This window comes from Micrococcus sp. KRD128, assembly GCF_017168395.1.
GTDB classification, from domain to species: Bacteria; Actinomycetota; Actinomycetes; order Actinomycetales; family Micrococcaceae; genus Micrococcus; species Micrococcus luteus.
The window spans coordinates 44,940-65,693 of record NZ_JABFAX010000013.1; the positions used below are offsets into that span (position 1 = coordinate 44,940).

The following is a 20,754-nucleotide window of genomic DNA, read 5'->3' on the forward strand; positions in this document are numbered from 1 at the left end:
AGAGGTGTATAAGAGACAGCGGTCGGGGAGGGCGGCGGCCCTGGGGGCCGACATTAGCGAACATCGACGTGAGGTAACTCTGGAAGGTTAGGGCAACCTAACGCCCCTGTGCAATCCCGGGGAGGGGCGTCGTCGGGGGAGGTGGGCGGGATACGGTGGTCTGGTGAGCCAGAACCCCCTCCCCGCCCCACGCGGCGACGCCCAGCGCGGCGCCGCCGACCACCACGACCGGGTCTCCGCGATGTTCGACGCCATCGCCGGCCGCTACGACCTGATGAACGCCGTCATGACCTGGGGTCAGGAGCCGCGCCTGGTGCGCCACACGGTGGCGCGGGCCGACATCCCGGCGCAGGCCCGCGTGCTCGACCTGGCCACCGGCACCGGCGACCTCGCGTTCGAGGTGCTCAAGCAGCACCCCGACGCACAGGTGGTGGGCGCGGACATCGCCGCCGAGATGATGGAGGTCGGCCGTGCCCGCGCGGGCGGGGACCGCATCGAGTGGGTCGTCGCGGACGCGACGGACCTGCCGTTCGAGGCCGGCTCGTTCGACGCCGTGACCCACGGCTACCTGCTGCGCAACGTCGCGGACATCCCGGCGACTCTCGCCGAGCAGTTCCGCGTGCTGCGCCCCGGCGGCTGGGTCGCGGCCCTCGAGACGTCGCCGGCGCCGGACAACGTGCTCAAGCCGTTCTCCTCCTTCTACATCCACCGGGTGATGCCGCAGCTCGCGAAGCTGATCGCCGACCGGCCCGAGGCCTACGCGTACCTGTCCTCCTCGACGAAGGCGTTCCACACGCCGGACGAGGTCGCGGACCTCTTCGCCGAGGCCGGCTTCGTGAACATCGGCCACGAGACCCACATGTTCGGCACCCTGGCCACGCACTGGGCCATGAAGCCGGTCGACTGACGCCGGCCACGCGGCGCGGCGTCAGCACAGGGCGGCCCCGGTGGCGCCGCCGGATGCGTCAGGGCTGTGACGAGTCACGCTGATGTCCGCAATCCGAGAAGACTCTGGGCCGACCCGGCTGATCCGCGTAGCATGGGGCTCCGTCGAGGGGGGATCCGCGCACCCCCCGGCCTCCGGTCGCCGCCCGTCCGCCATCCCCCGGAACGGCGTCGCCCCTCCGTCGCGAGGCGCTCGTCCCCCGCAGCCCGCGACGTCCGCGTGGGCACCGTGAACCGTCTCCCGAACGTAGAGGAACTTTGTGAGCCCCATCCAGAGCACCACCGGCCCGTCATCCATGGCAGAGCTGAAGGAGGTCCTGCCCGAGCTCTCGCACCCGGACGGCGCACCGGTGCGGGTGCTCGTCGTGGACGACGAGCCGATGATCGCCGACCTGCTCTCCATGGGCTTCACCCTCTGCGGCTGGGAGGTGATCGTGGCCCACGACGGCGCGACCGCCGTCGAGCTGGGCACCGCCGGCCGGCCGGACCTGGCGATCCTGGACGTCATGCTGCCGGACATGGACGGCCTGGACGTCCTGGAGCGCCTGCGCGCCCACTGGTCGGAGATGCCCGCCATGTTCCTCACCGCCAAGGACGCGACGGAGGACCGTGTGGCGGGCCTGGCCGCCGGCGGCGACGACTACGTGACCAAGCCCTTCTCGATGGAGGAGGTGCTCATCCGCGCCCACCGGCTCGTGCAGCGCTCCGGTGTGGTCTCGGGCGGCTCCGAGGTGCTCGTGGTCGGCGACCTGGTGATGAACACCCGCACCCACGAGGTGACCCGCGGCGGCGACGAGATCGAGCTGACGGCCACGCAGTACAACCTGCTGAAGTTCCTCATGGCCAACGTCCGCACGGTGCTCTCCAAGGAGCGCATCCTGCAGGACGTCTGGGGCTACGACTTCGGCGGCCGCGCGAACATCGTCGAGCTGTACATCTCCTACCTGCGGAAGAAGATCGACGCGGACCGGGATCCCATGATCCACACCATCCGCGGCGCCGGGTATGTCATCCGGCCTGCCTGAGACCGTCGCGGTCCCGTCGGGGCACGGCAGCACCCGCCGCACGCGACCCACGTCGCTGGCCCGACGCATCGGCGCCGGCGTCCTTCTGATCCTGGTGGCCACCATCCTGGCCTACTCGTTCTTCGCGGCCGGCATCACGAAGGCCCTGCTGGCCGAATCCGCCTCCCGGGACGCCTCCGAAGCGTGGATCCGCGCCTCGGAGCAGCTGACGGCCCCCTCGCCGGGCGGAGGGGACGACGTCGGCCCCGGGGAGGGGTACCTGCGCGCGCCAGGCACCCTCGGCCAGCCCGAGGGCACGGTGGTCGCGCTCGTCCCGCTCTCCGGTCTGGAGGAGCATCGGCAGGACGCCCTCACCGGGCACCGGGTCGGTGACGCCGGGCAGTCCGTGCCGCTCACGGCGCGGGAGGCCCACGACCTTCTGCGCGCCGTCCGGGACCGGCCGGGTGGGCCGATGCTCGACGCCGTCGTCGGCGGTGTCGGCTATCGCGTCCAGGCCCAACTGCTGAGCGCGCCGGGCCCCTGGGTGGCCGCGGACCAGGTGCTCGTGGTGGGGGCGCCGACGGGCGCCATGTCCGACGTCGCGCGCCAGGCGCTGGTCGCGGTCGCCGTCGGACTGTCCGTCACCGTCCTCACCACCGCGATCCTGGTGACCCTGTGGCTGCGTCGGGGCCTGGCCCCGCTGCGCGAGGTCGCCGCCGTCGCCGAGCGGGTCGCCCAGGCGGACATGGCCCACGCCGGGCTCGATCCGGAGGACTCACGCATGCCGCCTCGGCTCCTGCAGGGGCCGGACGAGGTGGCCGTCGTCGCCCAGGCGCTCGACCGTTTCACCGGCTCGGTCGAGGCGGCCCTGGAGCAGCGCCGCGTGCAGGAGCAGCACATGCGCCGGTTCATGGCGGACGCCTCCCACGAGCTGCGCACGCCGCTCGCCTCGGTGCGCGGTTACGCCGAGATGATCGCGATGACGGAGGAGCTCTCCGCGACCGGCCGGCGGTCGCTCGGCCGGGTGCTGTTCCAGGCCGACCGGATGGCCGCCCTCGTGGACGACATGCTCCTGCTCGAACGGCTCGAGTCCGTCTCGCGCGGCCGGGCCATGGGCCTGGAGCCCTCCGGGGAGGTGGCGCTGGCCGAACAGGTGGACCTGTCCGAGGTGGTCCTCGAGGGCGTGATGGACGCCCGCGCGGCGTGGCCGGACCACACGTGGGTGGTGGACCTGCCCGAGGGGGCGGAGCCGGGCACCCAGCGGTCCGTCACCGGCGACCGGTCGCAGCTGGCCCGCGTGGTCGGCAACCTGCTCTCCAACGCGGCCAAGCACACCCCCGTCGGGACCACCGTCACGGCCTCCGTGCGGCAGGACCAGCCCCGGCCCGGCTTCATGCTCGTCAGCGTCCACGACGACGGCGGCGGCATCCCGGCGGACCGGCACGCCACCCTCTTCCACCGCTTCGTCCGCGGCCCCGGGAAAGGCCGGTCGAGCGCCCCGGGCACGGAGCCGTCCACGGGTCTGGGTCTGGCCATCGTGCGCTCGATCGCGCGCAGCCATGGCGGGGACGTGGCCGTGGCGTCCGAGGACGGATGGACGCGCTTCGACGTCGTCGTGCCCTGCACCCCGGGGCGCGCCGGGCCGGGGGCTGCGGGCCCCTGCTGCGGCTCCGCCCGGGCCGGCCGGCCCTGACCCCGGGTCGGCAACCGTTGACGGACCCCCACCCTCCTGTGCGTACGGTGCTCGTGCATGACCCAGAAAGGGTCGTCCGGGACCTCCGGTCGATCCCCCGACGCCGGTCGGCGCAGGCCACCGGTGAGAGGAGCACGATCATGACTGACATCCGCCGCACCGCCACCGCCCTGACCCTCGGCGCCGCCGTCGTCACCGGCCTCGGCGCCCCCGCCGCCGTCGCGCAGACCACGGCCCCGGCCACCGAGACCGCCACGACGGCGCCGGCCTCCCAGTCGCCCGCCCCCCAGGAGGAGGAGAAGGACGACAACGGCAACTGGGGCCTGTGGGGCCTGGCCGGTCTGCTGGGCCTGGCGGGCCTGGCCGGTCGCCGCAAGCGTGAGGTGCACGCCGAGCCCGTGCGCCGCGACCACCACGTGGCCGGCGCGCACCGTGACCATGACGTGCACCGCGTGGACGACCGCGCCGGCGACGTGCGCACCGAGGGCGTGGACGCCCGCCGCCACGAGGCCGACGGCACCCTGGGCGACGCCACCCGCCGCCCGGGCACCGGCGACGCCCGCTGACCCGACCCCGGCCGCCCCGAGCGGCCCGTGACCGCGACCCCCGCCCCTGAGGCGGGGGTCGCGGCGCGTCCGGGCGGGTCTTGAATGCGCTCCTCAGTCCGCGGCGTCCCCCGCCGAGGGCGCAGCACGAAGCACCGCGTCGGTGAGCCGGTCCAGGGCTGCGGTCCCGGCCGTCCAGCGCTGCCAGTGCAGGTCCACGTCGACCGCGCCGAGGGCCGGGATCGGCTCGAGATCGGGGTGGCGGCCCTCGAGCACGCCCGGCGGGATCTGCACCGAGGGGAGCATGCCCCAGCCCAGCCCGAGCTCCACCGCCCGCAGATAGGAGTGCACGGAGGGCACGAGGTGGGTCGGCGGGTCGGCCACGGGCCGGCCGCGGGTGACGCGGCGCAGCACCGTGTGCTGCAGGCCGTCGCGGGGGCCGTAGTCCACGATCGGCAGCGTGCCGAAGTCGACCCGGCCCCGCGCGTCGCGGTGCAGCTCCAGCAGGAAGGACGCGCACACCGCGTGATAGCGCATCGTGCCCAGCGGGGTGGAGCTGCACCCGGCCACGGGCGTGGGGTCGTCCGTCACGGCGGCCACGACTGCGCCGTCCCGCAGCAGGACGGCGGTGTGCTCCTGGTCCTCGGACTGCATCTGCAGGACGACGTCGTCCCACGTCGCCGCCTCGCGCAGCACGGGCTCCCACCACGTGTCGAGGGAGTCCGCGTTGAGGGCCACGCGCAGCGGCACGCGACCGCCGTCGCCCCGGCCGAGCGCGGCGAGCGCCTCGTCCTCGAGCGCGAGGGTCTGCCGGGCGAGTCGGAGCAGGCGCTCTCCGGCTGCGGTCGGCCGGACGGGGACGGTGCGGGCCAGAAGCACCTGGCCCACCTGCCGCTCGAGGGCCTTGATCCGCTGCGAGAAGGCCGAGCCGGAGATCCGCAGGGAGTCCGCGGCGGCGTCGAAGGTGCCGTGGTCGACGGCCGCGACGAGGGCGCGCAGGTGGTCGGAGTTCATGCGGTCCAGGGTAGGGGTGGCCATGAAGGATGTCTTCAGATCTTGAAGAAGATCGCGATGGCACGGACGTGGGACGGCTCCTATCCTCGCTCGGTGACCATTTTCGCCACCGGATTCCTGACCTACCTCGCCCTCATCGTCGCCATCGGCGCGCAGACCCTGTTCCTGCTGCGCCAGATCGTCCGGCGCGACCGCGTGTGGACCGTCCTGACCGTGTGCTTCGTGGCCGATGTGGCGCTGCTCGTGCTCGGCGCCGGCGGCGTGGGCGTGGTGGCCGAACGCTGGCCGTGGCTCGTGCCCGCGCTGACCGTGGCCGGCGTGGTCTACCTCCTCGCGTTCGCCGTGGGCGCGCTGCGCTCCGCCTGGCGCGGGGACCGGACCCTCAGCACCGCGGCCGCGGACGCCGCGGGGACCGGGCACGGGCCCGACCGCATGGACCTCGCGGTCCTCACCGGCGAGCTGCCCCTGATCGACCCGGCGACCGGCCGCCTGGCCGAGCGCGACCGCGAGCCGGCCGGGGCCGGCGTCGGGCAGCACGACGACGGCGCGCCCGGCGTCGGCGCCCCCTCGGGCAGCGGGTCGGTGGCGGTGCGGCAGCGCGTGCAGCCGCGCCGCGTGGCGCTGGACCGCGCGCAGACGCCGCTGCCGCGGATCATCCTGCTGGCGCTGTCCGTCTCCCTGGTGAACCCGCACGCCATCCTCGACACCGTGGTCATGATGGGCACCTTCGCGCAGACGTTCGGGGCGGCGAAGTGGGCGTACGTGGGCGGTGCGGTGGCGGCCTCCCTCGTGTGGTTCACCGCGCTCGGCTGGGGCGGCACGAAGCTTGCCCCGTCCATGGACTCGGCGCGGACGTGGCGGATCGTGGACGCCGTGGTGGGCGTGCTCATGCTGGGAATCGCCGTGAAGGTGGGGCTCACGCTCCTCTGAGCCGCGCGGGGAGGATGATGGGAGCATGAGTCCTTCCCCCTCCGACTCCGCCCGCACGCCGACCGTCGCGGCCGGGGAGGTCATCCGCGTCTCCGCCGTCGTGCTGGCCCGCCCGGACCGCCGCGTGCTGACCGTCCGCAAGGCCGGCACCGCCATGTTCATGTTCCCCGGCGGCAAGCACCTGCCCGGCGAGGCCCCCGTGGACACCGCCGTCCGCGAGGTGGCCGAGGAGACCGGGCTGCGCCTGCGCCCGGACGAGCTGACCCGCCTCGGCGCGTGGGACACCGCCGCCGCCAACGAGCCCGGCGCCGCCCTGCACTCGGAGGTGTTCGCGCTGTGGCGGCCCGTCGCCCGGCACGAGGTCCCCGAGCCGACGGATGAGATCGTCGAGCTGCACTGGATGGACCCCGCCGCCCCGGCCGCACCGGGCGGGCACGGCGTGGCCCCGCTGCTGCACCCCGTGCTGGCCGCCGTCGCCGCAGCGCCCCCGTTCTGACCTCCAGGCGGGCCGACCGGCCCGCGCTGATGTCCGCACCGGCCACTAGCCTGGCCCGGTGACGTCGCTGCTCCGCATCCTGCGCTTCGCGCCCCAGCTCCACCGCCTCTACCTCGGCATCGCCGTCAGCTCCGTGCTGGCCGCGGTGCTGGCCCTGGCCACCCCGTTCCTCATCGGCGCGGCCACGGACCGGATCGTCGCCGCCGTCGCGGGGGAGACCGACGTGGCCGAGGCCGTCACCGCGGTGACCTGGCTGGCGGTCGCGTTCCTCGCCGTCGAGGTGGCGACCACCCTGGTGGTGAGCGTGGGCGGCTACTGGGGCGACGTGATGGCCGCGCGCATGCGCACCATCCTCTCCACGCGGTACTTCGAGCAGCTGCTGCACCTGCCCCAGCGGTACTTCGACACCGCGATCACCGGGCGGGTCGTCAACCGGTTGAACCGCACCATCAACGAGCTCACCCAGTTCCTGCAGTTCTTCGCGAACAACGCGTTCACCATGCTCATCACCACCGCCGCGGTGCTCGTGATCACGGCGTTCTACTGGTGGCCGCTGGCGATCCTGCTGGCCGTCGTCTTCCCCGTGTACATGTGGCTCACCGCGCGGACCTCCGCGAAGTGGCAGGTGTGGGAGGGGGAGAAGAACACGGAGGTGGACATCGCCTCGGGGCGGTTCGCCGAGGTGGTCTCGCAGATGTCCGTCGTGCGGGCCTACAACCGGCAGGACCACGAGCTCGCCGGGTTCCGCGACCGGTTCCTGCGGACCGTGGGGATCACCCGCCAGCAGTCCCGGTTCTGGCACGGCATGGACGCCGGGCGCCGGCTCGCCCTCAACGTGGCCTTCGGCGCGATGTACCTGATCGTGTTCGTCCGCACCGCGCAGGGCCTGTTCTCCGTGGGCGACATGGTGATCCTCCTGCAGCTGATGAACATGGCCCGGCAGCCGATCTTCTCCATGAGCTTCCTCGTGGACTCCGCCCAGCGCGCCGTCGCCGGGTCGAAGGACTACTTCGAGGTGCTCGCCGAGGAGCGTGAGCGGGCCGGCGGTGCGGCACTCGCGGTGGCGAGCGCGAGTGCGGAGTCGGCGGGTGCGGAGGCGCCGCGCGCGCCGGCGGAGCCGCGGGCCGACGTCGTGCCGGGTGCGCCGGACGTCCCCGCGGACGTGCCGGCCGTGCGCTTCGACGACGTCTCCTTCGCCTACGACGCCGACGCCTCCCGCCCCGTGCTGGACCGCGTGTCCTTCGACATCCCGCAGGGTGCCAGGGTGGCGCTCGTGGGCGAGTCGGGCGGCGGGAAGTCGACCATCGCGCACCTGCTGCTGGGGCTGTACCCGGTGACGAGCGGACGCATCGAGGTGTTCGGACAGGACGTCGCCGGGCTGGACCTGGCCACGCTGCGCGGGCGGATCGCCACCGTGTTCCAGGAGCCGAGCCTGTTCTCCGGGACGGTGCGCGAGAACATCGCCTACGCGGACCCCGACGCCTCCGACGAACGCGTCCGGGCCGCCGCCGAGGCCGCGTACGCGCACCGGTTCGTGGAGGCGTTCGACGACGGCTACGAACAGGTGATCGGCGAGCGCGGGCTGCGGCTGTCCGGCGGGCAGAAGCAGCGGATCGCGGTGGCGCGGGCCGTGCTGAAGGACGCGCCGATCCTCGTGCTGGACGAGGCCACCTCCGCGCTGGACACGAAGTCCGAACGGCTCGTGCAGGCGGCCCTCGAGGACCTGATGGTGGGACGGTCGAGCCTGATCGTGGCGCACCGGTTGAGCACGATCGCGTCCGTCGACCGGATCGTCACGCTGCGCGGCGGGCAGGTGCAGGAGATCGGGACCCCGGCCGAGCTGGCCGAGTCCGGCGGGATCTACGCGCAGCTGCTCGAGCTGCAGAGGGCCGGCACCCAGGAGGCCCGGAAGATGCTGAAGGAGTACGGGCTCAGCGGCTGAGGCCGGAATCTTCTGCGGATCTGACCCTTCCGGGCGCTGCGCGGCGGCTCAGAAGGGTCAGATGTGCAACGGATTCCCCGCACTCGGCAGCACGCCCACGACGACGTCGGCCCGGCGCCGCCGCACGGCCTGTGGACAACCGGGCCCGCCGGCGTCGGGAGCGAGCAGGATCGGGGCCATGCGCGTGCCCGGACCCTTCCCCGCCCACCTCCAGGACGCCCCGTTCACGCGGGCGGAGGCGCTGGCCGCCGGGGTGTCGGGGTCGCGGCTGCGCAGCCGGGACGTCGAACGCGTCGCGCACGGCCACTACCGCTGGATCGGTCCCGTCACCGGGGTGACGCCGCCCGCGCGTCCCCTCGCCACCGAGCTGTCCCGGCTGCAGGACCTGGCGGCGATGCGTCCCGACGTCGTGGTGACCGGAGAGTCCGTGGCCCGGCTGCTGGGCTGGCCCCTCCCGGACGACGTCCAGGCCCGGACGCGCCCCACCGTCCTGCGGTCCCGCACCCGCCGGGTGCTGCGGGAGCCCGGCGTGCGCACCCGGCTCGTGGACCTGGACCGCCTCATCGTGCGGCGGGACCGGCTGCACGGGCTGCGGTGGACCTCGCACGCCGACACCTGGTTCCACCTGGCCACCGTCCTGGACCGGGACGCGCTCGTGGCGGTCGGGGATCGCCTGGCACGGGAGGACGAGCGGCGGGGGAAGGTCGCGCTGGCCACCCGCCGCGAGCTCGACGCCGCGCTCGAGCGGCACACGGGAGAGGCCGGGATCGTGCGGGCGCGGGAGGCGCTGGCACTCGTGCGCACCGGGTCCGACTCCCCGGCCGAGACCGAGCTGCGCCTGGCGCTGATGGCCGCGGGGCTGCCCGAGCCGGACCTGCAGATCGAGCTCTGGGACCCCGACTACTCGCTGTGGCACCCCGCGAGCGCGGACCTCGGCTACCGGCGGTGGCGGATCGCGATCCACTACGAGGGCAAGACCCACGACGGCGCCGCGCAGGTCGGCAAGGACACCCGCCGGGACGCGGTGTTCCTGCGTCAGGGCTGGCTCAACATCCGGGTGGCGGGGACGGACCGGTGGCGGGGATTCGTCGAGACGGCGGCGCTGGTGCGGGCCGCAATCGCGGAGCGTGGCGGTCCCGACGCCGGTGGCGCGGAGGATCGTCTGCGGAACTGACCCTTCTGGGGCGGGAGCGGACGTCCAGAAGGGTCAGGGGCGCAGCGGATTCCGGAAGGCCGACGACGGCGCCGCGTCACGCGACGACGCACCGCGGTCGCGCTCCTACCATGACGGGATGACCGCACCGGATCCCGCCCCCACCGACGCCCGCCGCGCGGAAGACCGCTCCGCGCGCATCGCCGTCACCGTCTTCCCGCTGCTGGTGCTGGCCGCCGCGCTCGTGGGCTTCCTCGCCCCGACCGCCGCGAAGACGCTGCTGCCCCAGGTCAACCTGTTCCTCGGGATCATCATGTTCGGCATGGGCCTGACGCTGACCCTTCCGGACTTCGGCCTCGTCGCCCGCCGGCCGCTGCCCGTGCTGCTGGGCGTGGTGGCGCAGTACGCGATCATGCCGCTGCTGGGGCTCGGCGTCGCCGTCGTGCTCCAGCTGCCGCCCGAGCTCGCGGCGGGCGTGATCCTCGTGGGCTCGGCCCCGGGCGGCACGTCCTCGAACGTGGTCAGCTACCTCGCCCGCGCCGACACCGCCCTCTCCGTGGCCATGACCTCCGTGTCCACGCTCCTGGCCCCGCTGCTCACGCCGCTGCTCACCCTGTGGCTGGCCGGCCAGTACATGGCCGTCGACGGCGGCGCCATGGCCAAGTCCATCGTGAACATCGTGCTCCTGCCGGTCCTGGGCGGACTCGTCGTGCGCCTGCTGCTGCGCCGCGTCGTCGACCGCGTGCTGCCCGCCCTGCCGTGGGTCTCGGTGGTGTTCATCGCGCTGGTGGTGGCCGCCGTCGTCGGGAACAGCGCCTCCCGTGTGCTGTCGGCGGGCCTGCTGGTGTTCGCCGCGGTGGTGCTGCACAACGGGCTCGGCTACCTGCTCGGCTACGGCGCGGCGAAGCTGTTCCGGCTGCCCACGCCCGTGGCGCGCACGGTCTCGATCGAGGTCGGCATGCAGAACTCGGGCCTGGCCGCGGGCCTCGCCGCGCAGTACATCTCGCCGGCGGCAGCCCTGCCGGGCGCCGTGTTCTCGATCTGGCACAACCTCTCCGGGGCCGTGCTCGCCATGGCCTACCGCCGTTCCGACGGCCGCAGGGCCGCGGGCGCCCCCGGCTCGGCCCCGGCGAATCGTCAGCGGAACTGACCCTTCTGAGGCGGGATCGGACCCCCCGAAGGGTCAGTTCCGCAGACGATTCCGGACGGTCGACGACGACGCCGGCCGCCGGGCAGCGCACGAGTGAGGGCCGTGGCGTGGCCCGGCTCACACCGCGGCCCGCCCGCTCACACCGCGCCCCGCCCGATCACACCGCGGCCAGGCCCGCCACGGGGCTCAGCCGGGCCGCCCGACGCGCGGGCAGCAGCGACGCCGCCAGCCCGGCCAGCGCCGCCACGGCCACCACCAGCCCGAGCTCGAGCCACGGCACGGCCGGGCGCACCGCGGTCCCGGCGCCCGCGGTCGCGGAGAGGTCGGCGAGGACCAGCTGCGCCCCCGCCCAGCCGTAGAGCACCCCGAGGGCGCAGCCCAGCACGGCGGCCACGGTCGCGATCAGCACGGCCTCGATCGCGATCGTCCCGCGCAGCCCGCCTCGCGTCAGGCCGAGGGCCCGCAGCAGCGCGTTCTCGCGCGTCCGCTCGATCACGGACAGGCTCAGCGTGTTCGCCACGCCGATCAGCGCGATCAGCACGGACACCGCCAGCAGCGCCACCACGATCCCGAGCATCGCGTCGATGATCCGGGCGTAGAGCGCGTGCTCGCCGGCCCCGCCGTCGATCACGGCCGCCCCGGCACCCGCGGCCCGGGTCACGTCCTCGCTCAGGCCCTGCAGGCGGTCGACGGGGACACCGGGGTCGAGCGCGACGAGCAGCTGGCCCGGCACGGCGGCGCCCGCGGCCCCGTCCCACCCGGCCTCGTGCAGCGGCTCGGCCGCCACGTACACGCCGGAGCTCAGCGAGCCTGCGCGCACCGGGACGAACATCCGGGCGGTCCCCACCACCTCCGCGCGGACCTGATCCGTGTCGACCCAGTCGGGCACGAGCGCCGTGCCGGGGTCGCCGAGGCCGGTCACGCCCTCGGGCAGGCGCGCGACGACGGCGCGCAGGTCCGCGGCCGGCGTCGCCAGCACGGGGGACCCGTTCTCCGTGGTGCCCACGGGGGTGGCCAGGGCCACCGCCTGCACGTCCGCCGTGGCGGCGACGGCCTCGGCCGCACGGGCCGGGTCCGCGTCGGCGGGCAGCTGCACCACGAGGTCCACCGGGTAGGCGGTGTCCAGGGCGAGGGCCGTCTGCTCCTGGGCGGTGCGCCCGCCGGTGAGGAACAGCGCCACGAGGGTGGTGCCCACGAGCAGGGCTGCGGCGGTGGCGGCGGTCCGGGACCGATGGCGGATCGCGTTCAGCCCGGCCAGGCGGCCGGGGACGCCGGCCGGACGGGCCAGCACCGCCGCCCCCCGCACCGCGGCGGGCACGAACAGCCGCGCCAGCAGCAGCACGCCCACGAAGGACAGTGCGCCGCCGCCGATCGCCGAGACCGGCTCCCGGACGGACACACCCCCCAGCATGAGCGCGGTGCCGCCGACGGCCAGCACCAGCCCGACCGCCGTGCGGACCCGGCCGCCGCGCGATCCGGCGGTCACCTCGTCCCTGGGCCGCAGGGCCTCGAGCGGGGCCACGCGCGTCGCGGCCACCGCGGGGGCCAGCGCGGCCAGGACCGTCACCGTCACACCCACGGCCACCGAGACGGCGAGCCCCACCGGGTGCAGCCCGAACGTGAGGAACGGCAGGTCCAGCATCGCGCGGGCGGCCGCGGCCACGCCGGCCACGATCGCCACGGCGAGCCCGGCGCCCAGCACGGAGCCCACCACGCCCACGACGGCGGCCTCGGTCAGCACGGAGGCCCGCACCTGGGCCGTCGTCGCACCGATGGTGCGCAGCAGCGCGAGGTCACGGGTGCGCTGGGCCACGAGCACCTGGAAGGTGTTCGCGATGACCAGCGCGGTCACCAGCAGGGCCAGCGCCGCGAAGCCGCCGAGCACCCAGCCCAGCAGGTCGGTGCCGCCGCTCAGCTGCGTCACCGCCGAGCGCACGGCCTCGTCCGGGGTCGCGACGTCGACGTCCACCCCGGCCGCGGTGGCCTCGGCGCGGGCGGCCTCGGCGACGGCGGGGACGTCCGCCCCCTCGGCCAGGCGCAGCAGCAGGTGGGGGGTGAACCCGGCCTGCCCGTCCTCGCCCTGCACCGCCGTCAGCGCCGCGGGCGAGGCCCACACCTGCGCCTGCCCGGAGAGCATCGGGTCGGGGGAGGGCTCGGTCAGCCCCGTGACCACGGCGTCCACCGGCGTGGTGGTCGGGGCCGGCCCGGACTCGCCCGCCAGCGCGACGACGTCGCCCACGGCCACCCCGTGCCGGTCCGCGGTCTGCGCGTCGAGGGTGACGCCGCGGGCGTCGTCGGCGGCGGGCAGGGCGCCGGCGGTCACGGTCAGGCCCGCCAGGGCCGGGTCGCGGGGCAGGGGCATCACCGCGGCGCCGAACTCGGCGTCCGCGGCGCGGGCCGCCGCCCACGCCATCCGCAGGGCGTACGCCTCCTCGACGCCGTCCAGGCGGGCCAGCGGGCCGGGCTCGGCACCGGTGCCGGCGAGGTCGGAGACGTCCTCGGACCCGCCCGGCAGGACCACGAGGTCGGCGCCGGCGTAGGTGCTGCCGAGCGTGGCGCGCAGGGTGGCCTGCGCCGTCGAGGAGACGAGGAAGGAGGCCGCGAGGAACAGGGTGCCGATCAGGATGGCCAGCACCAGGGAGACGTAGCGGCGCGGCTGGGTGCGCAGCTGGGAGAGGGCGACGGTCCACATGGTCAGCGCACCCCGCCCTCGGCCGGGGCGGACAGGGCGGTCAGGGCCGCGGTGACGGACTCGACCGTGGGGTCCACGAGCTCGCCGGCCAGGTGGCCGTCCGCGATCAGCACGACGCGGTCGGCGGCGGAGGCGGCCACGGGGTCGTGGGTGACCATGATGACGGTCTGGCCCATCTCCCGCGCGGACCGGCGCAGCAGGCCGAGCACCTCAGCGGAGGTGGCGGTGTCCAGGTTGCCGGTGGGCTCGTCCCCGAACACGACGTCCGGTCGGGTGAGCAGGGCGCGGGCGACGGCGACGCGCTGCTGCTGACCGCCCGAGAGCTCGTGCGGGCGGTGGCCCAGCCGGTCCGCGAGGCCCAGTGCCCGGGTGATCTCCTCCAGCCACGCGCGGTCCGGGGTGCGGCCGGCCAGCTCGAGGGGCAGCACGATGTTCTGCTCGGCCGTGAGCGTGGGCACGAGGTTGAAGGCCTGGAACACGAAGCCCACGCGGTCGCGGCGCAGGCGGGTCAGGGCGGTGTCGTCCAGCCCGGTGATCTCGGTGCCGCCGATCCTCACGGAGCCCGAGGTCGGCGCGTCCAGCCCGGCCAGGCAGTGCATGAGCGTCGACTTGCCCGAGCCCGAGGGCCCCATGATCGCGGTGAACGCGCCCGGGGCGAAGTCCACGTCCACCCCGCGCAGGGCGTGCACCTGCGCGTCACCGCGTCCGTAGGCGCGGGTGAGACCGCGGGCGCAGACGGCGGGCGCCGTCGTCGTGGTGGCGGACGACGACGGCGTGCCCGGCCCCGGCGCGACGGGGCCGGGGGTCGTGGGGGAGGCGGTGCGGGGGGTGTCCATGACGGCCACCCTCCCGCGCGGACCCGGCGGAGCGGATCGGAGGAGGGGACCACCTCCGCGGGCGGCGGGTCATGCCCGGGGATGAGGCGGGCCGGCGGGGCGTGGACCCGAGGGCGTCGGGTCCCCGCCGCCGGGCGGTGCGGGGCGGAGTGGGATGATGGGGACATGAGAGCCGACGCCCGCGCCAACCGCCAGGACCTGCTGGCGGCCGCCGGCCGTCTCATCGCCACCCAGGGGGCGGCGATGTCCCTCCGCGGGGTGGCGCAGGAGGCCGGGGTCGGCGTGGGCACGCTGTACCGGCACTTCCCCACGCGTCGGGACCTGCTGGACGCCGTGCTCGAGGACGTCGTGGCCGGCATCGGGGGGATCCTGCAGGCCTTCCTCGACGGGACAGGCGGGGACGAGCACGGCGGCGGCGGCTCGCCGAGGACCTGGGGGCCGTGAACCTGGCCTCGCTCGCGGCGGCCCGGGACGACTTCGACCCCGCCGACCGGCCGCCCGAGGCCCTCATCGCCGAGGCCGAGCGTGTGATCCTCGAGCTCGCGGACCAGGTGGTGGCCGAAGCGCAGCGCTCCGGGCTCGTGGGCCCGGGCGTGACCGGGGCGGACTACCTGTTCGGCCTGCTCATGGTCACCCGGTCGCCGGAGTGCGAGCTGCCGGGCCACGGCCCGGACCAGCAGACCTGGCTCCTGGACACGTACCTGCGCGGTCTGCGGCCCTGAGGGCGCGGCACGGTCAGTCGCCGGAGGCGTCGTCCTCCAGGACGGGGCGGGCGGTGGCCCACGCGACGGCGCCGGCGAGCAGGCCGGCGCCCGCGGTGAGTGCCAGGCGGAGCAGCCCCTCGACGCCCGTGAACAGGCTCAGGCCCAGCATCACGACGGCGGCCGTCACCAGCGCGACGAAGAAGGCCACGCATTCGCTGTCCCGCTGCGCCTGCTCGGCGGCCGCGTCGGAGGCGCGGGACGCCGTCGGGGTGGGGTGGTCCAGGATGCTGCCGGTCATGGTGCCTCTCCTCCAGTGCGCGTCGGGCCGGGGCGGCCGTCGGCGCGTGCACCCCGGCGGCGGGCCCGTTGCGGGGCCTGCGTCCAGCATCGCGGAGCGGGTGGGCGCACCGGCAGGGCCATGAGGATGAACCTCGGGGCGCCTGACTCATACCCAGGTATGACCTGTGATTGTGCTGACAGTTGCCTGGGGAAGGCCTCAGGCAAGGGCCCCGCCGCCCAGGCCGACCGTCGAGGCCCGCGCGGTGGGCGATGAGCACGGCCTGCACCCGGTCGCGGGCGCAGAGCTTGGCCAGCACCCGGCCCACGTGCGTCTTCACCGTGGCCTCGGAGAGCACGAGCTCGGCGGCGATCTCCAGATTCGCGGCGCCCTGCGCCATGAGCACCAGCACCTCGCGCTCGCGCGGGGTCAGCGACGCCACGGCCGCCTGCTGCTCCTCGCACTCCGCGCTGCGGACCTGGTCCGAGCGCAGGCGCGGGGCCATGTGCGTCAGGAGCCGGCGCGTCGTGGACGGGGCGATCACGGCGTCGCCCCGGTGCACGGTGCGGATCGCGGCGAGCAGCTCCTCGGGCGGGGCGTCCTTGAGCAGGAAGCCGCTGGCGCCCGCCTCGATCGCGTCGAACGCGTACTCGTCCAGGTCGAAGGTGGTCAGCACCACGACGCGCGGGGCGTCCGGCCGGCGCAGCAGGGCGCGGGTGGCCTCGATGCCGTCCATCTCCGGCATGCGCACGTCCATCAGCACGACGTCGGCGCCCGCCACGGACACCGACGCCACCGCCTCGCGCCCGCTCCCCGCCTCCGCCACGACCGTCAGGTCCGGCTGCGAGTCCACGAGCATGGCCAGCCCGGAGCGGATCAGCGCCTGGTCGTCCACCAGGGCCACGCGGACGGGGACGGTCTCGTCGGAGCTCATGGGGTCATCCTCTCAAGTCGGGCGGGGTGAGCGGGCAGGACGGGGGCGGCCACCCCTCACACCGCCGAGTACGGCAGGTGGGCGGACACGCGGTACCCGGCCCCGACGCGCGGCCCCGTCTCGAGCGTCCCGCCGAACAGGGCCGCCCGCTCGGCGGCCCCCCGCAGACCCTGGCCGCTGCCCCGGGTGGCGGGGTCGGCGGCGGCGCCGCAGCCGTCGTCGTCGATCTGCAGGTCCAGGCCGCGCGCCGTCCAGGCGAGCGTGACGAACGCGTCCGCGTCCGGCCCGCCGTGGCGCAGCGTGTTGGTCAGCGCCTCCTGCACGATCCGGTACGCGGCCAGCTCACCTCCCGCCGGCAGCGCACGGCGGGGCGTGCCGGTCTCCAGCAGGGACACCTCGAGTCCGGACAGGCGCATCGTCTCCACGAGCGCGGGCAGGTCCGCGAGCCGCGGCTGGGGCCGGCGGCCCGGGGGCAGGCGGGCGCCGCGGCCGTCGGGGGCGGCGACGACGTCGGGACGCGTCCCGGCGGGGTCCGCGCGGTCCGGTGCGGGGTCGGCAGGCCGCGCGGGGACGCCGTCGGCGGCGGGCCGCCGGGCGTCGTCGTCGGCCACGCCGGGCACCCCGGCCACGGTCTCGCCGGTCTCGCGGAGCACACCGAGTAGCTGGCGCATGTCCGCGAGCGCGGAGCGGCCGGTCTGGCCGATGGTCTCGAGCGCGGTGACCGCGAGTGCGGGTTTGGCGGCGGCGGCGTACCGGGCGCCGTCGGCCTGGGAGATGATCACCTGCAGGGAGTGGGCGACGATGTCGTGCATCTCCCGGGCGATGTGGCTGCGCTCGTCGGCGGCGGCGAGCTCGCGCTCCTGCCGGGACTGCACCTCGAGGCGGTGGGCGCGGTCCTCGAGGGCGCGCACGGTGAGGCGGCGGTTGCGCACGACGTCGCCGAACGCCCACGCGGTGAGCACCATGAGCCCGCAGCCGATCGCCATGATGACCATGGCCAGCGGCTCCGCGGGGGAGCGGACGGTGAGGCCGTCCGGGGTGACGAACTGCGCCGGGAACAGCCACACCTTCACCCCGTTGGCCACGCCGCCGACGAGCCCCATGAGGAGCCCGGCCACGGAGATGCTCCGGGGCGCGTTCGCGGCGAGGTTGTAGACGGTGAGCGGCACCATCAGCAGGGACAGGCTGAACTCGGGCCCGGCGAGCAGGTGCAGGACGGCCGCGGCCGTCACGACGGCGGCCGAGGCCACCGGGCGCACCCGACGCACGGCCCACGGCAGGACCATGCCGGCCCCGGCCAGGAGGGAGACGGCCGTCTGCCGGCCCTGGGGGTCGGGGGCGACCATCGGCCCGAGCGCGATCCACGGCAGCGCCACGAGCACGGTGAACAGGGCCGCGGCGGCCATCACGTCCGTGCGCACGGGGTGCAGGCGCGTCCACTGGTCGAGGCGGCGCAGGGGGTTCACGCGGGCCAGCCTAGGCAGCAGGCCGAGGAGCCGGCGTCAGTCCGCGGGATGATCCGGGGCGGTCCTCAGGGCGCGAGAGAGGCGAGGACGTCGGCGGCCGGCGCCTCACGGACCCGGTGCGCCTCGGTGCCGGCCCACAGGTGGACGCGCTCGAGGTCGCCGGCGGCCGCGGCGGCGGCGCGCAGCCCCTTGGTCAGGACGTTGACCTCGGGGTATGCGGCGGGGGCGTCCGGGTGCTCCGCCATGAACGCGGTGGCCAGCGACCGCGCCCACCGTCCCGTGTAGGCGCGGGTCAGGGCGGTGCGGGCCCGGCCGTCGTCGGCGGAGAAGCGTGTCCCGGCCGCACACGCCGTGACGGCGGCACGGTGCGCCGCCGAGGTGCCTGCCTCCGGGGTGAGGAGGAACGCGGTGCCGGCCGCGACGGCGTCCGCACCGGCGGTCAGCAGGGCCCGCACGTCCTGGGCGGTGCCCACGCCGCCCGCGGCCACCACGGGCACGGCGCTCGCGGCCCCCGTCCCGACGACGTCGCGCACCGCCGCCAGCACCGCCGGCAGCTCGGCGCGGGTCGGCTCCGCGGCCGGGTCCGACGTGCCCCGGTGCCCGCCGGCGCGGTGGCCCTGCACCACGAGGAACGCGGTGCCGTGCTCGAGGGCGGCCCGCGCCTCGGTCGCGTCCGTCACGGTGGCTCCGGCCGGGATGCCCGCGCGGGCCAGCCGGGCGAACACGTCCGCGGCCGGCAGGCCGAACGTGAAGGAGACCAGCGGCCACGCCTGCTCCTCGGCGGCGGTGAGCAGGGCGTCGAAGTCGGCCCGTTCGGCGTCCGGGTCCGGGACCACGTCCGCGGCGGTGGGCAGGTCGGCGGCGCCGTCGGCCGTCAGGTCCGCCCGGTACGCGGCGACCGCCGCCGCCCGCGCTGCCCGTGCCGCCTCCGTGCGTGCGGCGGCGGGGATCGCCGTGTTCACCGCGTCCGGGACGAACAGGTTCACGCCCCAGCGGTCCGGCCCCTCCGCGCCGAGCAGCGCGCGCAGCGCGTCCACCTGCGCGCGCATCTGCGTGGCCGTCCGCATGCCGCCGGCGAGGAACCCGCCGCCGCCGGCGCCCACGACGGCGGCCACCAGCTCCGGGGTCGAGGGCCCGCCGGCCATCGGGGCCACCGCCACGGGCACGGGCGGGATCAGGCGGGCGCGGGTGACGTCGTCGCGGGGGAATGGCTGCGTCATGACCCCCAGCGTAGGGGGGAGGGGTGTCGGCCCCACCCCGCGCCTACAGTGGGGCGGGGTACACGAGGAGAGGGAGGTGCGGCGTGGAGGTGCTGCTCGCGCTCTCGCCCATCCTGCTCACCCTCGTGCTGCTGCTCACCCGGCTGCCCGCGTGGGTGGCCCCGGCCGCCGGGACGGCCGTGGCCGTGCTGCTGGCCCTCACGGCCTCCGGCGTAGCCCCGGGCGACCTGGGCGGCGCGATCGGCGCCGGCGTGCCCACGCTGCTCGAGATCCTGGCGATCATCGCCGGCGGCATCACCCTGTCCCGCGTCATGGAGTACTCGGGCGGGCACGCGCGCCTGGCCGCGTGGCTGTCGGCGGGCAACGGCCCCACGATCGCGACCGCGCTGCTCATGGTGCACGGCGTCATCCCGTTCCTCGAGACCGTGACCGGGTTCGGCGTCTCCCTGATCGTGGGCGTGCCGCTGCTGCTGGGACTGGGCTACACGGCGTTCCGGTCCGCGCTGATCTCCATCCTCGCGCTCACCATCGGGCCGTGGGGGTCCATGGCGCCGGGCACGCTCATGGGCGCGCGCCTGTTCGGCCTGGACTTCCGGGAGATCGGGGTCACCGCCGCGGTGTTCAACCTGCCGGCCTGCCTGGTGGCGGGCGTGGCCACGGTGCTGCTGCTGCGCGGGGCGCGCGGCATGCGGGTCGACGCCGGCCCGGCCCGCACGCTGCCCTGGCTCGGCGTCGCCGTGCTCTCCGGGGTCGCCCAGTGGGCGCTGATCCTGGGGGCGAACCTCGTGGTCGGCACCGCGCCGGCGGGCGCCGTCGCCACCTTCGTGCTCACCGTGGCCTGGCTGCTCGTGATCCGCGGCGGCCGGCTGCTGCCCGGACCGGGGCGGGACGTGGTGCCGTACCTGACGCTCATGGCCGGCACCGTGCTGGGCACCACCGTGAAGGGAGCCTTCGGACTCGAGGGAACGGCGGCCCTCGTGGGGACGCCGGCGCTGTGGGCGTTCGTGGCGGTGGGCGTGGGCGTGTGGCTGCTCCCCCTCGACGCCGCCGCCCGCCGCCGCGTCCCCCGCGAGGCCGGGAAGCTGTGGGTGGGCACCGCCATCCCCAACGCGCTCTACGTGGCGTTCGGGCTCATCCTCTCCGCCGGCGGGGTCTCGCAGGCGCTCGCGGGCGCGCTCAGCGGGATGGGGGAGTCCTACCTGGTGGCGATGCCGTTCCTCGGCGCATTCGCCGGCTTCATCACGGCTTCCAACACCGGGGCCATGGCCCTGATCGGCCCCCTGCAGATGGACACGGGCGCCGCGTTGGGCGTCCCCCCGCCCTGGTCCAACGGCCTGCACAACGCGGCCGCCGGCTGGGGCATCGTCGCCGGACCCGCCCGCATCCAGGTGGCCCACGGCATGGCCGCGGGGGCGCAGTCGCCGCAGATGCCCGGCTGGACCGTGACGCGGCGGAACCTGTTCGTGGTGCTGCTGCCGGCCATGCTCGCCGGCATCCTCGGCATGGCTGTCATGGGCTGGTTCCTGCTGCCTCGGTGACGCGCGGCGCCCCGTGGCCCCCCTCACCCCCGTCGGCGCAGGGCGGCCTGCAGCGTCGCGAGCGCCGTGGCCGTCACCCCGCCCACGCCCGCGGCCAGCAGCATCCGCCACACGTCCGCGAGCTCGGTGTGCCGGGACGTGAGCATCAGCGTCGCGACCGTCGCGAGCACGCCTCCGAGGGTCACGAGGAAGCCGGGGCGCTCCTCGGCGGGGGC

The 20,754-nt window shown here is 75.5% G+C and carries 19 protein-coding genes and 1 pseudogene; 12 read left to right on the forward strand and 8 right to left on the reverse strand.

The genetic code is table 11. From position 1 onward, the window contains the following. Positions 1-163: 163 nt before the first annotated feature. The 4 genes from J1M44_RS05685 (at position 164) to J1M44_RS05705 (ending at position 4,208) form a co-directional block, all read left to right on the forward strand. Complete coding sequence (locus J1M44_RS05685; protein WP_065572675.1) at positions 164-907, forward strand: ubiquinone/menaquinone biosynthesis methyltransferase; 744 nt, start codon at positions 164-166, stop codon at positions 905-907. A 334-nt stretch (positions 908-1,241) separates the two neighbouring features. Then, positions 1,242-1,970, forward strand: a complete 729-nt coding sequence (locus J1M44_RS05690) for a response regulator transcription factor (RefSeq protein ID WP_065572949.1) — start codon at positions 1,242-1,244, stop codon at positions 1,968-1,970. Between the two features lie 94 nt (positions 1,971-2,064). Next, the gene (locus J1M44_RS05700; RefSeq protein ID WP_342356572.1) at positions 2,065-3,642 is read left to right on the forward strand and encodes a HAMP domain-containing sensor histidine kinase; all 1,578 of its coding nucleotides are present in this window, start codon (positions 2,065-2,067) and stop codon (positions 3,640-3,642) included. A 140-nt stretch (positions 3,643-3,782) separates the two neighbouring features. Then, positions 3,783-4,208, forward strand: a complete 426-nt coding sequence (locus J1M44_RS05705; protein ID WP_060775135.1) for a WGxxGxxG family protein — start codon at positions 3,783-3,785, stop codon at positions 4,206-4,208. A gap of 93 nt (positions 4,209-4,301) precedes the next feature. Here J1M44_RS05705 and J1M44_RS05710 read toward each other — a convergent pair whose 3' ends face one another. Further along, on the reverse strand, positions 4,302-5,225 hold the full coding sequence (locus J1M44_RS05710; protein WP_206480726.1) for an ArgP/LysG family DNA-binding transcriptional regulator: 924 nt from the start codon (positions 5,223-5,225) through the stop codon (positions 4,302-4,304). Between the two features lie 69 nt (positions 5,226-5,294). Here J1M44_RS05710 and J1M44_RS05715 point away from each other — a divergent pair, with 69 nt between their 5' ends. The 5 genes from J1M44_RS05715 (at position 5,295) to J1M44_RS05735 (ending at position 10,872) form a co-directional block, all read left to right on the forward strand. Beyond that, positions 5,295-6,131: a LysE/ArgO family amino acid transporter gene (locus J1M44_RS05715; protein WP_342356573.1), complete on the forward strand. Its 837-nt coding sequence runs from the start codon at positions 5,295-5,297 to the stop codon at positions 6,129-6,131. Between the two features lie 25 nt (positions 6,132-6,156). Then, a complete protein-coding gene (locus tag J1M44_RS05720; protein WP_060775137.1) occupies positions 6,157-6,627 on the forward strand; it encodes an NUDIX hydrolase in 471 nt (156 codons plus the stop codon). Positions 6,628-6,685: 58 nt separating this feature from the next. Then, positions 6,686-8,569, forward strand: a complete 1,884-nt coding sequence (locus J1M44_RS05725) for an ABC transporter transmembrane domain-containing protein (protein ID WP_206480727.1) — start codon at positions 6,686-6,688, stop codon at positions 8,567-8,569. Positions 8,570-8,747: 178 nt separating this feature from the next. Then, positions 8,748-9,743 (forward strand): hypothetical protein, encoded by a 996-nt coding sequence (locus J1M44_RS05730; RefSeq protein WP_206480728.1) that lies wholly within the window; start codon positions 8,748-8,750, stop codon positions 9,741-9,743. A 118-nt stretch (positions 9,744-9,861) separates the two neighbouring features. Then, the gene (locus J1M44_RS05735) at positions 9,862-10,872 is read left to right on the forward strand and encodes a bile acid:sodium symporter family protein (protein WP_144824518.1); all 1,011 of its coding nucleotides are present in this window, start codon (positions 9,862-9,864) and stop codon (positions 10,870-10,872) included. Between the two features lie 157 nt (positions 10,873-11,029). Here the strand turns inward: J1M44_RS05735 and J1M44_RS05740 are convergent, their stop codons facing one another. Together J1M44_RS05740 and J1M44_RS05745 are read right to left on the reverse strand one after the other, a co-directional pair. Continuing rightward, on the reverse strand, positions 11,030-13,564 hold the full coding sequence (locus tag J1M44_RS05740; protein WP_144824519.1) for an FtsX-like permease family protein: 2,535 nt from the start codon (positions 13,562-13,564) through the stop codon (positions 11,030-11,032). Between the two features lie 2 nt (positions 13,565-13,566). Continuing rightward, on the reverse strand, positions 13,567-14,400 hold the full coding sequence (locus tag J1M44_RS05745) for an ABC transporter ATP-binding protein (RefSeq protein ID WP_206480729.1): 834 nt from the start codon (positions 14,398-14,400) through the stop codon (positions 13,567-13,569). 165 nt (positions 14,401-14,565) lie between these two features. Here J1M44_RS05745 and J1M44_RS11685 point away from each other — a divergent pair, with 165 nt between their 5' ends. Then, the gene (locus J1M44_RS11685; protein WP_240755381.1) at positions 14,566-14,844 is read left to right on the forward strand and encodes a TetR/AcrR family transcriptional regulator; all 279 of its coding nucleotides are present in this window, start codon (positions 14,566-14,568) and stop codon (positions 14,842-14,844) included. Then, positions 14,841-15,122 carry an SbtR family transcriptional regulator gene (locus J1M44_RS11690; RefSeq protein WP_240755380.1) on the forward strand — a complete coding sequence of 94 codons (282 nt, stop codon included), beginning with the start codon at positions 14,841-14,843 and terminating at the stop codon, positions 15,120-15,122. The genes J1M44_RS11685 and J1M44_RS11690 overlap by 4 nt, the downstream gene beginning before the upstream one ends. Positions 15,123-15,135: 13 nt before the next feature. On the opposite strand, the gene J1M44_RS05755 is transcribed toward J1M44_RS11690, so the two are convergent. From J1M44_RS05755 to J1M44_RS05770, 4 genes and pseudogenes are all read right to left on the reverse strand, one after another. Beyond that, the gene (locus J1M44_RS05755; RefSeq protein ID WP_060775145.1) at positions 15,136-15,402 is read right to left on the reverse strand and encodes a hypothetical protein; all 267 of its coding nucleotides are present in this window, start codon (positions 15,400-15,402) and stop codon (positions 15,136-15,138) included. Between the two features lie 232 nt (positions 15,403-15,634). Then, positions 15,635-16,315 (reverse strand): annotated as a pseudogene (locus J1M44_RS05760) (response regulator); the annotation flags it as partial. Between the two features lie 56 nt (positions 16,316-16,371). Continuing rightward, positions 16,372-17,781: a DUF7134 domain-containing protein gene (locus tag J1M44_RS05765; RefSeq protein ID WP_206399765.1), complete on the reverse strand. Its 1,410-nt coding sequence runs from the start codon at positions 17,779-17,781 to the stop codon at positions 16,372-16,374. Positions 17,782-17,846: 65 nt separating this feature from the next. Further along, entirely contained in the window at positions 17,847-19,001 is a 1,155-nt protein-coding gene (locus J1M44_RS05770) for an NAD(P)H-dependent flavin oxidoreductase (RefSeq protein ID WP_206480730.1), read from the reverse strand. An 83-nt stretch (positions 19,002-19,084) separates the two neighbouring features. On the opposite strand from J1M44_RS05770, the gene J1M44_RS05775 reads away from it, so the two are divergent. Next, on the forward strand, positions 19,085-20,539 hold the full coding sequence (locus tag J1M44_RS05775) for an L-lactate permease (RefSeq protein WP_136940559.1): 1,455 nt from the start codon (positions 19,085-19,087) through the stop codon (positions 20,537-20,539). A gap of 23 nt (positions 20,540-20,562) precedes the next feature. On the opposite strand, the gene J1M44_RS05780 is transcribed toward J1M44_RS05775, so the two are convergent. Further along, positions 20,563-20,754, reverse strand: a 192-nt coding sequence (locus J1M44_RS05780) for a hypothetical protein (RefSeq protein WP_206480731.1), incomplete at its 5' end; no start/stop codon positions are given.